The following is a 12,913-nucleotide window of genomic DNA, read 5'->3' as shown; positions in this document are numbered from 1 at the left end:
TGACGTCAGCTTTTGAAGCCAAAAGAGGCGCCGCCAGGGGGAGTCGGGTCGACCCCTGGCGGCGCCTGTCCGGTGGGAGCGTCAACGCCCCGTCAGAACGTCAGCTTCCAGCTGTTGATGTAGCCGGTGTCCTGGGCGTACATGTCCTGGACCCGCAGCTTCCAGGTGCCGACCGCGGTCTCGGAGGACGCGTTCACGGTGTACGTGGTCCGTACGTCGTCCGCCGAGTCGAAGAGGCTGGCGTCCTTCAGCCGGTAGGCCGTACCGTCCGGGGCCACCAGGTCGATCGCCAGGTCGCCGCGGTAGGTGTGCACGATGTCCACGGCCACCTGGAGGTTGCTGGGCGCGTTGCCCGCCCGGCTCACCGAGATCGGCGAGGTGACCGGCTCACCCGCGTCCGGGATGGCGATGTCCGCGGTGTTCTCGAAGACGTTGCCGCCGCTGGCGCTGACCGTCCAGGTGAAGGACGCCGTACCGGTCTTGCCGGCCGAGTCGGTCACCGTGACGGTCACCGGGCCGGACCCTTCGGTGGTCGGAGTGCCGGAGATCAGACCGCTGGAGGAGTTGATGGCCAGACCCGCGGGGAGCCCGGTGGCCGCGTAGCTCAGCGCGCCCGGGTTGGAGCTGGTCGCGGTGATCTGGAGGCTGGTGGCCTGGTTGACGATGCTGGTCTGGTCGCCGGGCGGGGTGACGGTGACGCCGTCCGCGATCCGGGTGCCGACGTTGACCCCGGCCCAGGCGTTGGCCACCGCGTTGTACTGCGCGCTGCCCTGGCCGAACAGCTCGCCCGCCGCCCACAGCGTGGCGTCGCGGGCGCCCGCGTAGTTGGTGTTGGAGGTCATGCGCTGGCTCAGCGCCTTGAACCAGATCTTCTCCGCGTTGTCCCGGCCGATACCGGTGACCGGGAGGTTGTCGTACGTCGGGCTGTTGTAGCTCACGCCGTTGATGACCTTGGCGCCGCTGCCCTCGGAGAGCAGGTAGAAGAAGTGGTTGGCGATGCCGGACGAGTAGTGGACGTCCACATTGCCGACCCCGGAGTACCAGCTGTCCTTGGAGGCCCCGTCCTTGCTGGGCTTGTCCATGTAGCGCAGCGGGGTGCCGTTGCCGTTGATGTCGATCTTCTCGCCGACGAGGTAGTCGCCGGGGTCGTTCGCGTTGTCGGCGTAGAACTCGACGGCGGCGGCGAAGATGTCGGAGGTGCCCTCGTTGAGCCCGCCGGACTCACCGCTGTAGGTGAGGTTGGCGGTGGCCGCGGTGACACCGTGGCTCATCTCGTGCGCGGCGACATCGATGGAGGTCAGCGGCTTGGCGTTGCCCGAGCCATCGCCGTAGGTCATGCAGAAGCAGGCGTCCTGCCAGAAGGCGTTGACGTAACCGCTGCTGTAGTGGACCCGGGAGTACGCGCCGACGCCGTCGCCCCGGATGCCGGTGCGGCCGTGGACGTTCTTGTAGTAGTCCCAGGTCTCGGCGGCGCCGTAGTGCGCGTCCACCCCGGCGGTCGCGGCGTCGGAGGTGGTGCCATTGCCCCAGACGTCGTCGGCGTCGGTGAAGAGCGTGCCGGTGCCCGAGGTGGAGCGGTTGAGGTTGTACGTCTTGTGGTTGCCGCGCCCGGCGTCGGTGAGGTTGTACGAGCCCGAGCTGCCCGAGGTGCCGAGGGTCACCTGGCCGCTGTACTGGCTGTTCCCGGTGCCCGTCTTGACGCCCTGGTACTCGAACAGCTTCTTGCCGGTGGCCGCGTCGGTGACGACGTGCAGCTCGTTCGGGGTGCCGTCCTCCTGGAGGCCGCCGACGACCGTCTCGTACGCGAGGGTCGGGGTGCCCTTCGCGGCCCAGATCACCTTGCGGGGCGCCCGGTCGGCCGAGGTCTTCCGCGAACCCTGCGCGTTCGCCGCCCGCACGGCGGCCTTCTCGGCGGTGGCGGGCGCGACGGCGGCGCTGGTGGTCGGGACGGTCAGCCGGGCCTTGGTGGCCTTGGCGACGGTCAGCGGCGCGCCGCTCTTCGCCCGGTCGACGACCAAGTCGCCGCCGAGGACGGGGAGTCCGGCGTAGGTGCGCTCGTAGCGGGTGTGCGTCGTGCCGTCGGCGTCCTTGATGACGTCCTTGACGACCAGCTTCTCCTTGACCCCGAGCCTGAGGTCCCGGGCGGCCTCGCCCTTCGCGGCGTCCGCCTCGCGGATCAGCTTGGCGCGCTGGGCCGGTGACAGCTTGACGGGGAGGGCGCCGGGGTCGGGGGCGCCGGAGATGGTGCGGGCGGCGGGGCGGTCGGCCACGCTCGCGGAGGTCGCGGCGGAGTCGTCCGGGCGGGCGGCGGCGGTGCCGCTCTGGAAGCCGACGCCGATCATCGCCGCCGCGACGACCAGGGCGCCGGTCGCGATCGCCCGGTTGCCCGGGGTGCGGCCGGATCCGCGGCCACTGGGTCTGAGGTGCCGTTGGGGGAGGGGTCTCACGCTGACTCCTTCTGCGCTGGCCGCGCGGTGGCACGGCCGGGACGACCGGGCGGCTGGGTCGCCGTCCGGGCAGGGCAGGGCAGAACGCGTGCGGGTGTGAAGGGTGGTTGTGGCTGTGGCTTCGGGTGCGGCTATGGGCTGGGGGAAGCGCCGCGCCTCGGCCGAGGGAAGAGTGCCACCAATGGACTTGACCTGTCAGGATCGCGACAAAAAGTTGTCTGGAAAGTGTCCGTTGACAGGTGTGCCGTGTTCATATGACGGTGATTTACGGTCAATTTCGGTAAGGGGCGATGTCGGTGGCGTATCCCAGCATCAGCTGTCATGTCCCACCCTCATGTCCCGCCCCCTATCCCCCCGAACCCGATCCGCGCCGCCGTCAGCGCGCGGTGGAGTCGAAGCGTGGCTCCTCGCGCAGCAGGGCGCTCAGATCGGCGCCGGGGCGCAGCTCCGCCGGGTCCTCGCCGCGGCGGAAGAGGATGGCCCCGGCGTCGACGCCGCCCAGGGTCAGCCGGTCCGCGTTCCGGCGGAGCCAGGTGCCCTCGCGCAGGCCGACCACCGGGACGTCGTTCTCCTCCAGGAACTGCTCGAGCCGCTGGGCCCGGCTCTCGCCCATGTGGGCGGTGTCCGGCTTGGCGTCGAGGTAGTGCGGGTTGATCTGGAACGGCAGCAGGCCGAGCGCCTCGAAGGTGGGCGGCTGGACGATGGGCATGTCGTTGGTGGTGCGCAGGGTCGGGCAGGCCATGTTGGTGCCCGCGCTTGAGCCCATGTAGACCGCGCCCGCGGCCACCCGCTCCCGGATCGCCCGGACCAGATCGCGCTCGTGCAACGCCTTGAGCAGCCGGAAGCTGTTGCCGCCGCCGACGAACACCGCCTGCGCCCCGCGCACCAGCGCGGCCGGGTCGTCGGCGGTGTGCGCGCCGGTGACCTCCACGCCCAGCGGCTCCAGGGCCGAGGCCACCTGGGCGGTGTAGCCGTCGTGGTCGGCCAGCGCGTACGGCACGAAGACGAGCCGGCGCGCGCCGTCCAGCGCCGAGGCGATCTCCTCCCGCGCGTGTTCCAGATAGCCACGGCCGGGCGCGGCGGAGTTCGACAGCAGCAGCAACTGCATGAGGGGGCCTTTCCGAGACGGGTCACAAGACGGATCACAAAGGTGGCGGCGGGACGCCGGGCGGCTCGGCACCGACGCCGAGGCCGCGCCGTTCAGCGTCGGCGCGGCTCCGTTCAGCGCCGACGCCGCGCCGTTCAGCGCCGCTCGCGGTGCGGGGCGCGCCGGGGCCGGGCGGGCGTCAGCGCCCGGCCCAGATCGGCGGCGCCCTGCAACAGCGGTGCCACCAGCTGCTCCCGGCGCGGGCGCAGCACCTCGGGGGTGGCGGCCAGGGTCAGGGTGCCCACCGGACGTCTGCCCACCAGAACCGGCGCGGCGAGCGCCGCGGTGTCCGGATCGTACTCGCCCTCGGAGTAGGCGTAGCCCTCGCGCCGCACCTCGGCGAAGCGCTCCTCGAGCCGCACCGGATCGGTCAGCGTGTGCTCGCCGAAGCGCGCCATCGGGCGGCCGTACAGCAGCACGGCCCGGTCACCGGGCGGGAGCATACCGAAGTAGGCGCGGGAGGTGGCCCCGGCGTGCGCCGGGTACAGCTCGCCCGCCAGCACGTAGTAGCGCAGCGGTCCGGTGGCCCCGTCCACCGCCGCGACGCAGCGCATATGGACCCCGTCCGGCACCGCGAACAGCGCGTTCACCCCGACCGCCCCGGCCAGCGCCTCCAGGGTGGGCCGGGCCAGGCTGGCCATGCCGCCGCCCCGCTCCCACACCCAGGACAGATGCCACACCGCCGGGCCCAGCCGGTAGCGGCGTGAGCGCTTGTCGGAGACGAGGAAGCCCCGGTAGGCCAGCGCGGCCAGCAGCCGCTGGGCCACCGACTTGTCCAGCCCGAACTCCTCGGCGATCTCGGTGACGCCCCACTCCGGGCGCTCCCGGTCGAAGGACAGCAGCACATTCAGCACGCGGTCCGCGGTCTGGAGGGGTGGGGCACCGGTTACGGGCGTCTGTTCGGCCATGACGAAAGGGTAAACATTCTCGGATATAGAGAAAACGTTGCGCACTGCGCGACAGCGGGCGGACCCTGGCCAGGCCGATGCCGGGAGGATCCCTGGCCAGGCCGGTGCCCGGTGGCAGTGCCCGCCCCGCGCACCGCTTCCCCGCTCGTGTCCGGTCGGGCCATCGCCGTCACCGACCGCGTCATTCCGGCCGATCGCGCCACCCCCGACCGATCGCGCCATCCCGATCGACCGCGCCACCCCGACCACCGCTTCACCCGCCGTGAGAGGCCAGCCGTGCTCAAACACGTCCTTGACATGATCGAACTCCTCGACCGTCCGCAGACCAGCGGCGCCCTGCTCGCCGACCACCTGCGCGCGGTCCAGGCCGCGGCCGGAGCCGACCCCCAGACGGCGCCCGCGATCGAGGTACGCACCGTCGAGGGCGACAAGGGCAGCACGGACTTCGTCTCCGTCACCGTTCCCGGCCGCCACGGCAAGCTGTCCGGCGGCGCCGCCCCGACCCTGGGCATCCTCGGCAGGCTCGGCGGAGTCGGCGCCCGCCCGGAGCGGATCGGGCTGGTCTCGGACGCCGACGGGGCGGTCGCGGCGCTGTCCGCCGCGGCCAAACTGCTGGACATGCACGCCCGGGGCGACGTCCTGGACGGCGATGTCACGCTCTCCACCCACGTCTCCGGCTGGGCCCCCACCCAGCCGCACGACCCGGTGCCCTTCATGGACTCCCCGGTGGACACCCTGGTGTGCAACCGCGAGGAGATCTCGCCCGCGATGGACGCGGTCGTCTCCATCGACACCACCAAGGGCAACCGGCTGCTCAACCACCGCGGTGTCGCCCTGTCGCCCACGGTCTGCCAGGGCTGGATCCTGCGGGTCAGCGAGGACCTGGTGTCCGTCCTGGAGAGCGTGACCGGCGAGTCGGCGCGGATCCTGCCGATCACCACCCAGGACATCACCCCGTACGGCAACGGGGTGCACCACCTCAACTCCATCCTCCAGCCCGCCGTGGCCACCACCGCCCCCGTCGTCGGCCTCGCGATCACGGCGGGCTCGGCGGTGGCCGGATGCGCCACCGGCGCCAGCCACGAGACCGACATCGCCGTCGCCGCCCGGTTCGCCGTCGAGACCGCCAAGGAGTTCGGCCGCGGCGTCGCCCGCTTCCTGGACGCCGAGGAGTTCGCGCGCCTGGTCGAGCTGTACGGACCCATGACCCACCTCCAGGCCCTCACCCCGGCGGGGTGACCGACCCGTCCGGGGTGACCCACCCGTCCCCGCCCCGGACCCCGCAGGAGTCCCCATGAACCCGAACCCCCAGGCCACCACCGCGGCCGCGGACGCCCCACCGCGGTCGCACCCCAGAGCCTTCGAACCGGTCACCCTCATCCTGACCATCGTGCTGTCGGTCCTCGGCGCGCTGATCGGCATCGTGCTGATCACCACGCTCGGGGTGTCACCCAATACGGCGGTGATCGGCGCCCTGGTGGCGATGCTCATCGGCCGTATCCCGGTGGGCGTCCTGACCCGGATGCGGTCGAAGCACCGGCAGAACCTGGTGCAGTCGGCGATCTCCGGCTCCACCTTCGCCGCTGCCAACTCCCTGCTCACCCCGATCGCGGTGCCCTTCGCCCTCGGGCGCGATGACCTGGTGTGGCCCATGCTCGGCGGGGCCGTCATCGGCCTCGCGGTCGACAGCTGGGTGCTGTACCGGGTGTTCGACTCCAAGCTGCTGCCCGCCACCGGCTCCTGGCCGGCCGGTATCGCGGCGGCCGAGACGATCAAGGCCGGGGACACCGGTGGGCGCAAGGCCGCGATCCTGGGCGCGGGCGCCCTGGTCGGCTTCGTCGGCGCGCTGTTGAAGCTGCCCACCAGCGCCGCGGGTGTGGGCTTCCTGGGCAACATCTGGGCGCTCGCCATGTTCGGCATCGGGCTGACCGTGGGGCAGTACGCCCCCGACTTCGGCTTCGACCTGGGCGCGAACCATGTGCCGCACGGGCTGATGATCGGCGCCGGACTGGTCGCCCTGACCCAGGCGCTGCTGCTGATGCGGACGCGGAAGGGCGGGGGCGGGGGCGCTGGCGCCGATCAGGCGGAGAGCGCCGACGGCGGTCCGGGCGTCGTCGATGGTGGCCCGAACGCCGATGGTGGTCCGGGCGTCGATGGTGCCGACGGCGGCCGTACGGTCCAGGCCCCCCAGCTGCGGCGGGGACTGCTGGAGGGCATGGGCCTCTTCGTCTGCGGCGCGGTCGTGGTCGCCATCGCGGGCGGCGTGGTCGGCGGGCTCTCCGTGCCCGCCCTGGTCGGCTGGGTGCTGCTGGCCGGTGTCGCCGCCATCGTCCACCAGCTGATCGTGGGACTGGCGGCCATGCACTCCGGCTGGTTCCCGGCCTTCGCGGTCACCCTGATCTTCCTGATCATCGGTCTGGTGCTGCACATCCCGACCGTCCCGCTCGCCCTGCTGGTCGGCTACACGGCCTCCACCGGCCCCGCCTTCGCCGACCTCGGCTACGACTTCAAGGCGGGCTGGCTGCTGCGCCGGGACGCGGCGCCCTGGCGGCCCTTCGAGATCGAGGGGCGGCGTCAGCAGTACCTCGCCCAGCTCGTCGGCTTCGGTGTGGCGCTGGTCGTCGTCGCCGTCGCCTGGAAGGCGTTCTTCTCCGACGGCAAGGTGCCGCCGGTCGCCGAGGTCTACGTCACCACCATCAAGACCGGCCTCGAGCCCGGCACCATGACCACCATGCTGCTGTGGGCGATCCCCGGCGCGCTGGTCCAGCTCATCGGCGGACCCTCCCGGCAGATGGGCGTCCTGCTGGCCACCGGACTTCTGGTGGCCACGCCCCAGGCCGGTTGGATGGTCCTCGGCGCCCTGGTGATCCGTCAGCTCTACACCATGTGGCGGCGGCGCGGGATCGCCGACGCGAGGGCGCGCAAGGAGTCCGACGAGCAGGCCGAGAACGAGCTGTCGCTGGTCGGCGCGGGACTCGTCGCCGGAAGCTCCCTCAACGACGTCGGCCAGCTCACCAAGGCGCTGTGAGGAAGGACATGCACGCTGTGGACACCACCGAGGCTGTGGACACTACGGAGACCGCGGACACCACGGAGATCGTGGACCGCGACCATCCGGCGGGCGGCCCGGCCCTCGGCCTCGTCACCATCGGCCAGGCCCCGCGCGCCGACCTCCGCCCGGACGCCGAACCGCTGCTGCCCGGGGTGCGCCTGGTCGAACACGGCGCGCTCGACGCCGACCGGTTCGACGGTGACGCCGAGGCCGCGACCCGCCGGCTGCTGGCCCCCGAGCACGGCGAGGCACCGCTGGTCTCCCGGCTGCGCGACGGCCGTTCGGTGCTGCTCGGGCATGGCGCGATCGTCCCGCGCATCGCGGACGCGGTCGCCCGCGCGGAGCGGGACGGCGCCGCCGCGACGCTGCTGCTGTGCACCGGCCGCTTCCCGGCGGTACGGGCCGGGCGGCCGCTGCTGTTCGCCGAACCGCTGGTGCAGCAGGCCGTGGCCGCGGCCGTGGGCACCGACCCCGTGGGCATCGTCTGCCCGCATCCGGACCAGGCGGAGGACGTCTCCCGGCGCTGGGCGGAGCTGCTGCCCGGCCGGGTGGAGGCCGCGGTCGCCGATCCGTACGGCCCCACCGAGCGCGTCCTGGACGACGTGGCCGCCGCCGCGCGCGGCCTGGCCGAGCGCGGCAGCTCCTGGCTCGTCCTGGACTGCATCGGCTACACCGAGCGGATGCGCACCGCCGCCCTGCGGGCCGCGGGCCGCCCCGTACTGCTGGCCCGCGCCATCGCCGTCCGGATGGCGGCGGAGGTGGTGGCGGCTTCGGCGTAACGGGCGCGCGGCGCCTTGGCGCACCGTTCGCCCGCACCCTCTGTCCGCCCCATAGCCAGCGCGCCTCATCCACCGGAGGTCCCTCATGCCCGTGCCCCCGCCCGAAACCCCGGCCCGGCCCATCGGGGTGATCCGCGTCCTCACCAGCGAGGACCCCACCGCCGTCGCCACCCATGGCACGGCCGTCGAGGAGCGCTACGGTCTGCCGACCGTCTCGCGGTGCATCCCCGACCAGCCGTACGGCATCCATGACGACGAGTCCGAGGCCCGCGCCGAACCCAAGATCGTGGCGCTCGCCCGGGAGCTGGCCGGCGCCGGGGCGCGGGCGCTGATCATCAGCTGCGCCGCCGACCCGGCGCTCCAGGAGACGCGCGAGGCCGTCGGCGTCCCCGTCATCGGCGCGGGGTCGGCGGCCGCCGCCGTGGCCCTGGGCCTCGGCCGCCGGGTCGGGGTGCTGGGCATCCGGGACGAGGCACCGCCCGCCGTACGCGCCCTGCTCGGCGACCGCTTCACCGCATCCGCCCGCCCCAATGGCGTCCACCGCACCACCGACCTGCTCGCCCCGGAGGGGCCCGAGGCGGTACTGGAGGCCGCGGCAGGACTCGTCGCCTCGGGCGCGGACACGCTGCTCCTCGCCTGTACGGGCCTGAACACCATCGGCATCCGGCCCCTGCTGGAGCGGCGGCTGGGCGTCCCGGTCGTGGACCCGGTGCTCGCCGCCGGGCTGCTGGCCTCGTACGCGCACGCGGCCTGAGCGGCCCTCGTACCCGCACGCGGCCTGAGCGGCCCTCGTACGCGCACGCGGTCTGCGCGGCCCGGCAACGGATCGCCGGGCCGCACCCGGCGCCCGCCTCACACCAAGCTGTCCCGCCACGCCTGGTGCAGTGCCGCGAACCGGCCCTCGCCCGTGATCAGCCGGTCCGGCGGGCCGTCCTCCACGATCCGGCCGTCGGCCATGACCAGCACCCGGTCGGCCGTCTCGACCGTCGACAGCCGGTGGGCGATGACGACCGCCGTACGGTCGCGCAGCACCGTGTCCATGGCGCGCTGCACCGCCCGCTCGCCCGGGATGTCGAGCGAGGAGGTGGCCTCGTCGAGGATGAGGACGGACGGATCGGCGAGCAACGCGCGGGCGAACGCCACCAGTTGGCGCTGACCGGCGGAGATCCGGCCGCCGCGCTTGCGCACATCCGTGTCGTAGCCGTCGGGCAGCGAGGCGATGAAGTCATGCGCGCCGATCGCCTTGGCCGCCTGCTCGATCTCGGCGCGGGTGGCGTCGGGGCGGCCGATGGCGATGTTGTCGGCGACCGTGCCGGAGAACAGGAACGCCTCCTGCGTCACCATGACCACACCGCGCCGCAGTTCGGGCATGGCCAGATCGCGCAGATCCACCCCGTCGAGCAGCACCCGGCCGTCGCTGGGGTCGTAGAAGCGGGCCAGCAGCTTGGCCAGGGTGGACTTGCCCGCGCCGGTGGCCCCGACCACCGCGACCGTCTGCCCGGCGGGCAGCGTGAGATCGAAGCGGGGCAGCACCTCGCCGCCGGTGCGATAGGCGAAGCGCACCCCGTCGAAGACCACCTCCCGGCCGGGGGCGTTCGCCGGGCGCGGCGGCAGCGGCTTGGGGTCGGCGGGCTCGGGCACCGAGGGCCGCTGGGCCAGCAGACCGGCGATCTTCTCCAGTGAGGCGGCCGCCGACTGGTAGGAGTTGAGGAACATCCCCAGCCGGTCGATCGGGTCGTACAGCCTGCGCAGATACAGCGCGGCCGCGGCGAGCACCCCGAGCGCGAGCGAACCGGAGGCCACCCGGTACGCGCCCCAGAGCACGATGACGGCCACCGCCGCGTTGGCCACCAGCCGGGAGCTGACCACATAGCGGGCCATCTCCAGGATCGCGTCCCCGTTGGCGCGCTCATGGCGGTGGTTCTGCTCGCCGAAGCGCGCGTCGTTGGCGCGCTCGCGGCGGAACGCCTGCACGGGGCGGATGCCGTTCATGGTCTCGGTGAACGTCACGATCACCGCCGCGATCGCCGTCGACCGCTTGCGGTACACCCGCATGGAGCGCCGCTGGAAGGAGCGGATCAGCAGATACAGCGGCCAGAAGGAGAGCACGGCCGCCCCGCCGAGACCCCAGTCCAGATACAGCAGCGTGATGGAGATGTAGACCACCGAGAGCGCGACCCCGAGCAGCTCCTCCAGGCCCTCGATGAGCAGCTCGCGCAGCGACTCGACGTCCGTCGTGGCGCGGGAGATCAGCCGGCCGGAGGTGTACCGCTCATGGAAGTCCACGCTCAGCGCCTGGGCATGACGGAAGATCCGGCCGCGCAGATCCAGCAGCACGTCCTGGCTGATCCGCGCGGAGGCGCGGATGAACGCGTACTGGAGTGCCCCGGAGGCGAGCGCGCAGCCCAGATAGCCCGCGCCGACGGCGATCAGCGGCCCGTGCCCGCCGTCCCGGAAGGCGGGCACGGCGCGGTCGATGGCGTACGCCACGAGCAGCGGACCCGCCTGGACGGCGGCCTGCTGGAGCAGCAGCAGAACGGCCGCCAGCCACACCCGCCCCCGGCGCGGGGAGAGCAGCGAGCGCAGCAGGGCGAGCGACGCGCCCTTGGGCACCGGCAGGACATCGCGGTCGAACGGGTCGTCGGACGACGCCGTACGGCCCCCGTCCGCGTCCCCGTCGTCCCAGTCGTCGGTGCTCTCCCGCTCCTCCTCGACCGTGGTCATGGGCTTCTCTCCCCCTCCTCGGCTTCCTGCCCGGACATCAGCGAGCGGTACTCCGCGCTCTCCCGCAGCAGCCGCTGATGGGTGCCGACGGCGGCGATCCGGCCCTCCGACAGCAGCGCGACCCGGTCGGCGAGCAGCACGGTGGACGGCCGGTGGGCGACGACCAGCGCGGTCGTGGACGCCAGCACCCGCCGCAGCGCCGCCTCCACCAGCGCTTCGGTGTGTACGTCGAGCGCGGACAGCGGATCGTCGAGCACCAGGAACCGGGGGCGGCCCACGACGGCCCGCGCCAGCGCGAGCCGCTGCCGCTGACCGCCGGACAGGCTCAGCCCCTGCTCGCCGACCTCGGTGTCGGTGCCCTCCGGCAGGGCGTGCACGAAGTCGGCCTGCGCCACCTTCAGGGCCCGCAGCAGCTCCTCCGTCCCCGCGTCGGCGGCGCCCATGAGGACGTTCTCCCCGGCGGTGGCGGAGAACAGCGTGGGCTCCTCGAACGCGACGGCCACCAAGGCGCGCAGCTCCTCCCGGGAGAGGGCGGTGATGTCCCGGCCGTCGAGGGTGATCCGGCCGCGCGTGACCTCGTGGAGCCGGGGGACGAGGGCGGTAAGGGTGGTCTTCCCGGAACCGGTCGCCCCGACCAGCGCCATGGTCTCGCCGGGCCGGATGTGGAGATCGACCCCGCGCAGCACGGGCGGCTCCTCCGGTGGCGCGTCCGCGTAGGCGAACTCCACCCCCTCGAACCGCAGCCCGCCGTCGCCCTCTTGTCCGCGCTCCCGCGCAGGCCGCTCCTGGCCGCGCTCCCGCGCAGGCGCGGCCGGAAGCCGGTCGGCGGCCGTGGCCGGTTCCGCGTCCATGACGTCGAAATAGCGGTCGGTGGCCGTGGCCGCGTCCTGGCTCATGGCGAGGAGGAAGCCCAGGGACTCCACCGGCCAGCGCAGCGTGAGGGCGGTGGAGAGGAAGGCGACCAGCGTGCCCGCCGACAGATCCCCGTCGGCCACCCGCACCGTGCCCAGCACCAGCGCCGCGCCGATCGCCAGCTCCGGCAGGGTCATGATCAGCGCCCAGATCGCGGCCAGCAGCCGCGCCTTGCGCAGCTCGGTGGCGCGGACCCGCTCGGACAGGGCGCGGAAGGCGCGGGCCTGGCTGCGGTGGCGGCCGAAGCCCTTGACGATCCGGACGCCCAGCACGCCCTCCTCGACGACCGTCGTCAGATCGCCGGTCTGGTCCTGCACGGTGCGGGCCACCGTCGCGTACCGCGTCTCGAACAGCGAGCACAGGATCATCAGCGGCACCGCCGGGACCATCAGGACCAGGCCCAGCGTCCACTCCTGGGACAGCAGAATGCCGAACCCGGCCAGGATGGTGACCCCGTTGACCACCAGGAAGGTGAGCGGGAAGGCCAGGAACATCCGCAGCAGCATCAGATCGGTCGTGGCCCGCGACAGCAGCTGGCCGGAGGCCCAGCGGTCGTGGAAGGAGACCGGCAGCCGCTGGAGATGGCGGTAGAGATCGGCGCGCATCGCGGCCTCGACGGACGCCAGCGGCCGCCCCACCAGCCAGCGCCGCAGCCCGAAGAGCGCGGCCTCGGCCGTGCCGAGGGCGAGCAGCAGCGCACCGCCCAGCCAGACCCCGCCCGGGTCCCGGTGCGCCACCGGCCCGTCCACCATCCACTTGAGGACCAGCGGGATGACCAGCCCCATACAGGAGGCGACGACCGCCACCCCGGCCGCGCCGAACAGCCGCGCCCGCACCGGGCGCACATAGGGCCACAGCCGCAGCAGCGAACGCGTGGCGGAGCGGTGCCGCGGGGCGGCACCGCCTTCCTGGGCGCGGGGTTCACTCGTCACAGCCATCAGTGG

9 protein-coding genes are annotated in these 12,913 nt (G+C 73.1%); 4 read left to right on the top strand and 5 right to left on the bottom strand.

What is annotated here, in order from left to right; translation table 11 throughout:
* Window positions 1-92: 92 nt before the first annotated feature.
* From ACT2CW_RS10540 to ACT2CW_RS10530, 3 genes are all read right to left on the bottom strand, one after another.
* Window positions 93-2,342, bottom strand: coding sequence for a M4 family metallopeptidase (locus tag ACT2CW_RS10540; RefSeq protein WP_445516661.1), 2,250 nt, complete (start codon window positions 2,340-2,342; stop codon window positions 93-95).
* Window positions 2,343-2,823: 481 nt separating this feature from the next.
* Window positions 2,824-3,555: a dipeptidase PepE gene (gene pepE, locus ACT2CW_RS10535; protein ID WP_445516366.1), complete on the bottom strand. Its 732-nt coding sequence runs from the start codon at window positions 3,553-3,555 to the stop codon at window positions 2,824-2,826.
* A gap of 134 nt (window positions 3,556-3,689) precedes the next feature.
* Window positions 3,690-4,502 carry an IclR family transcriptional regulator gene (locus ACT2CW_RS10530; protein WP_330813936.1) on the bottom strand — a complete coding sequence of 271 codons (813 nt, stop codon included), beginning with the start codon at window positions 4,500-4,502 and terminating at the stop codon, window positions 3,690-3,692.
* A 276-nt stretch (window positions 4,503-4,778) separates the two neighbouring features.
* Here ACT2CW_RS10530 and ACT2CW_RS10525 point away from each other — a divergent pair, with 276 nt between their 5' ends.
* From ACT2CW_RS10525 to ACT2CW_RS10510, 4 genes are all read left to right on the top strand, one after another.
* Window positions 4,779-5,741 carry a DUF1177 domain-containing protein gene (locus ACT2CW_RS10525; RefSeq protein ID WP_445516660.1) on the top strand — a complete coding sequence of 321 codons (963 nt, stop codon included), beginning with the start codon at window positions 4,779-4,781 and terminating at the stop codon, window positions 5,739-5,741.
* Window positions 5,742-5,796: 55 nt separating this feature from the next.
* Window positions 5,797-7,530 carry an OPT family oligopeptide transporter gene (locus tag ACT2CW_RS10520; protein ID WP_182470860.1) on the top strand — a complete coding sequence of 578 codons (1,734 nt, stop codon included), beginning with the start codon at window positions 5,797-5,799 and terminating at the stop codon, window positions 7,528-7,530.
* A gap of 8 nt (window positions 7,531-7,538) precedes the next feature.
* Window positions 7,539-8,333, top strand: coding sequence for an AroM family protein (locus ACT2CW_RS10515; RefSeq protein ID WP_445516365.1), 795 nt, complete (start codon window positions 7,539-7,541; stop codon window positions 8,331-8,333).
* 85 nt (window positions 8,334-8,418) lie between these two features.
* Window positions 8,419-9,087 (top strand): aspartate/glutamate racemase family protein, encoded by a 669-nt coding sequence (locus ACT2CW_RS10510; protein WP_445516364.1) that lies wholly within the window; start codon window positions 8,419-8,421, stop codon window positions 9,085-9,087.
* A gap of 98 nt (window positions 9,088-9,185) precedes the next feature.
* On the opposite strand, the gene ACT2CW_RS10505 is transcribed toward ACT2CW_RS10510, so the two are convergent.
* Together ACT2CW_RS10505 and ACT2CW_RS10500 are read right to left on the bottom strand one after the other, a co-directional pair.
* Window positions 9,186-11,057 (bottom strand): ABC transporter ATP-binding protein, encoded by a 1,872-nt coding sequence (locus ACT2CW_RS10505; protein ID WP_445516363.1) that lies wholly within the window; start codon window positions 11,055-11,057, stop codon window positions 9,186-9,188.
* The gene (locus ACT2CW_RS10500) at window positions 11,054-12,907 is read right to left on the bottom strand and encodes an ABC transporter ATP-binding protein (protein WP_445516362.1); all 1,854 of its coding nucleotides are present in this window, start codon (window positions 12,905-12,907) and stop codon (window positions 11,054-11,056) included. The genes ACT2CW_RS10505 and ACT2CW_RS10500 overlap by 4 nt, the downstream gene beginning before the upstream one ends.
* Window positions 12,908-12,913: the final 6 nt, after the last annotated feature.

The organism is Streptomyces sp. NEAU-174, assembly GCF_052665095.1.
This window is presented reverse-complemented; position numbering and strand designations above follow the sequence as displayed.

Bases quoted from the DNA above. Each gene is read 5' to 3' on its own strand.
- ACT2CW_RS10500 (WP_445516362.1), bottom strand. From the start codon at position 12,907: ATGGCTGTGACGAGTGAACCCCGCGCCCAGGAAGGCGGTGCCGCCCCG.
- ACT2CW_RS10520 (WP_182470860.1), top strand. From the start codon at position 5,797: ATGAACCCGAACCCCCAGGCCACCACCGCGGCCGCGGACGCCCCACCG.
- ACT2CW_RS10540 (WP_445516661.1), bottom strand. From the start codon at position 2,342: ATGATCGGCGTCGGCTTCCAGAGCGGCACCGCCGCCGCCCGCCCGGAC.
- ACT2CW_RS10510 (WP_445516364.1), top strand. From the start codon at position 8,419: ATGCCCGTGCCCCCGCCCGAAACCCCGGCCCGGCCCATCGGGGTGATC.
- ACT2CW_RS10530 (WP_330813936.1), bottom strand. From the start codon at position 4,502: ATGGCCGAACAGACGCCCGTAACCGGTGCCCCACCCCTCCAGACCGCG.
- pepE (WP_445516366.1), bottom strand. From the start codon at position 3,555: ATGCAGTTGCTGCTGCTGTCGAACTCCGCCGCGCCCGGCCGTGGCTAT.
- ACT2CW_RS10515 (WP_445516365.1), top strand. From the start codon at position 7,539: ATGCACGCTGTGGACACCACCGAGGCTGTGGACACTACGGAGACCGCG.
- ACT2CW_RS10505 (WP_445516363.1), bottom strand. From the start codon at position 11,057: ATGACCACGGTCGAGGAGGAGCGGGAGAGCACCGACGACTGGGACGAC.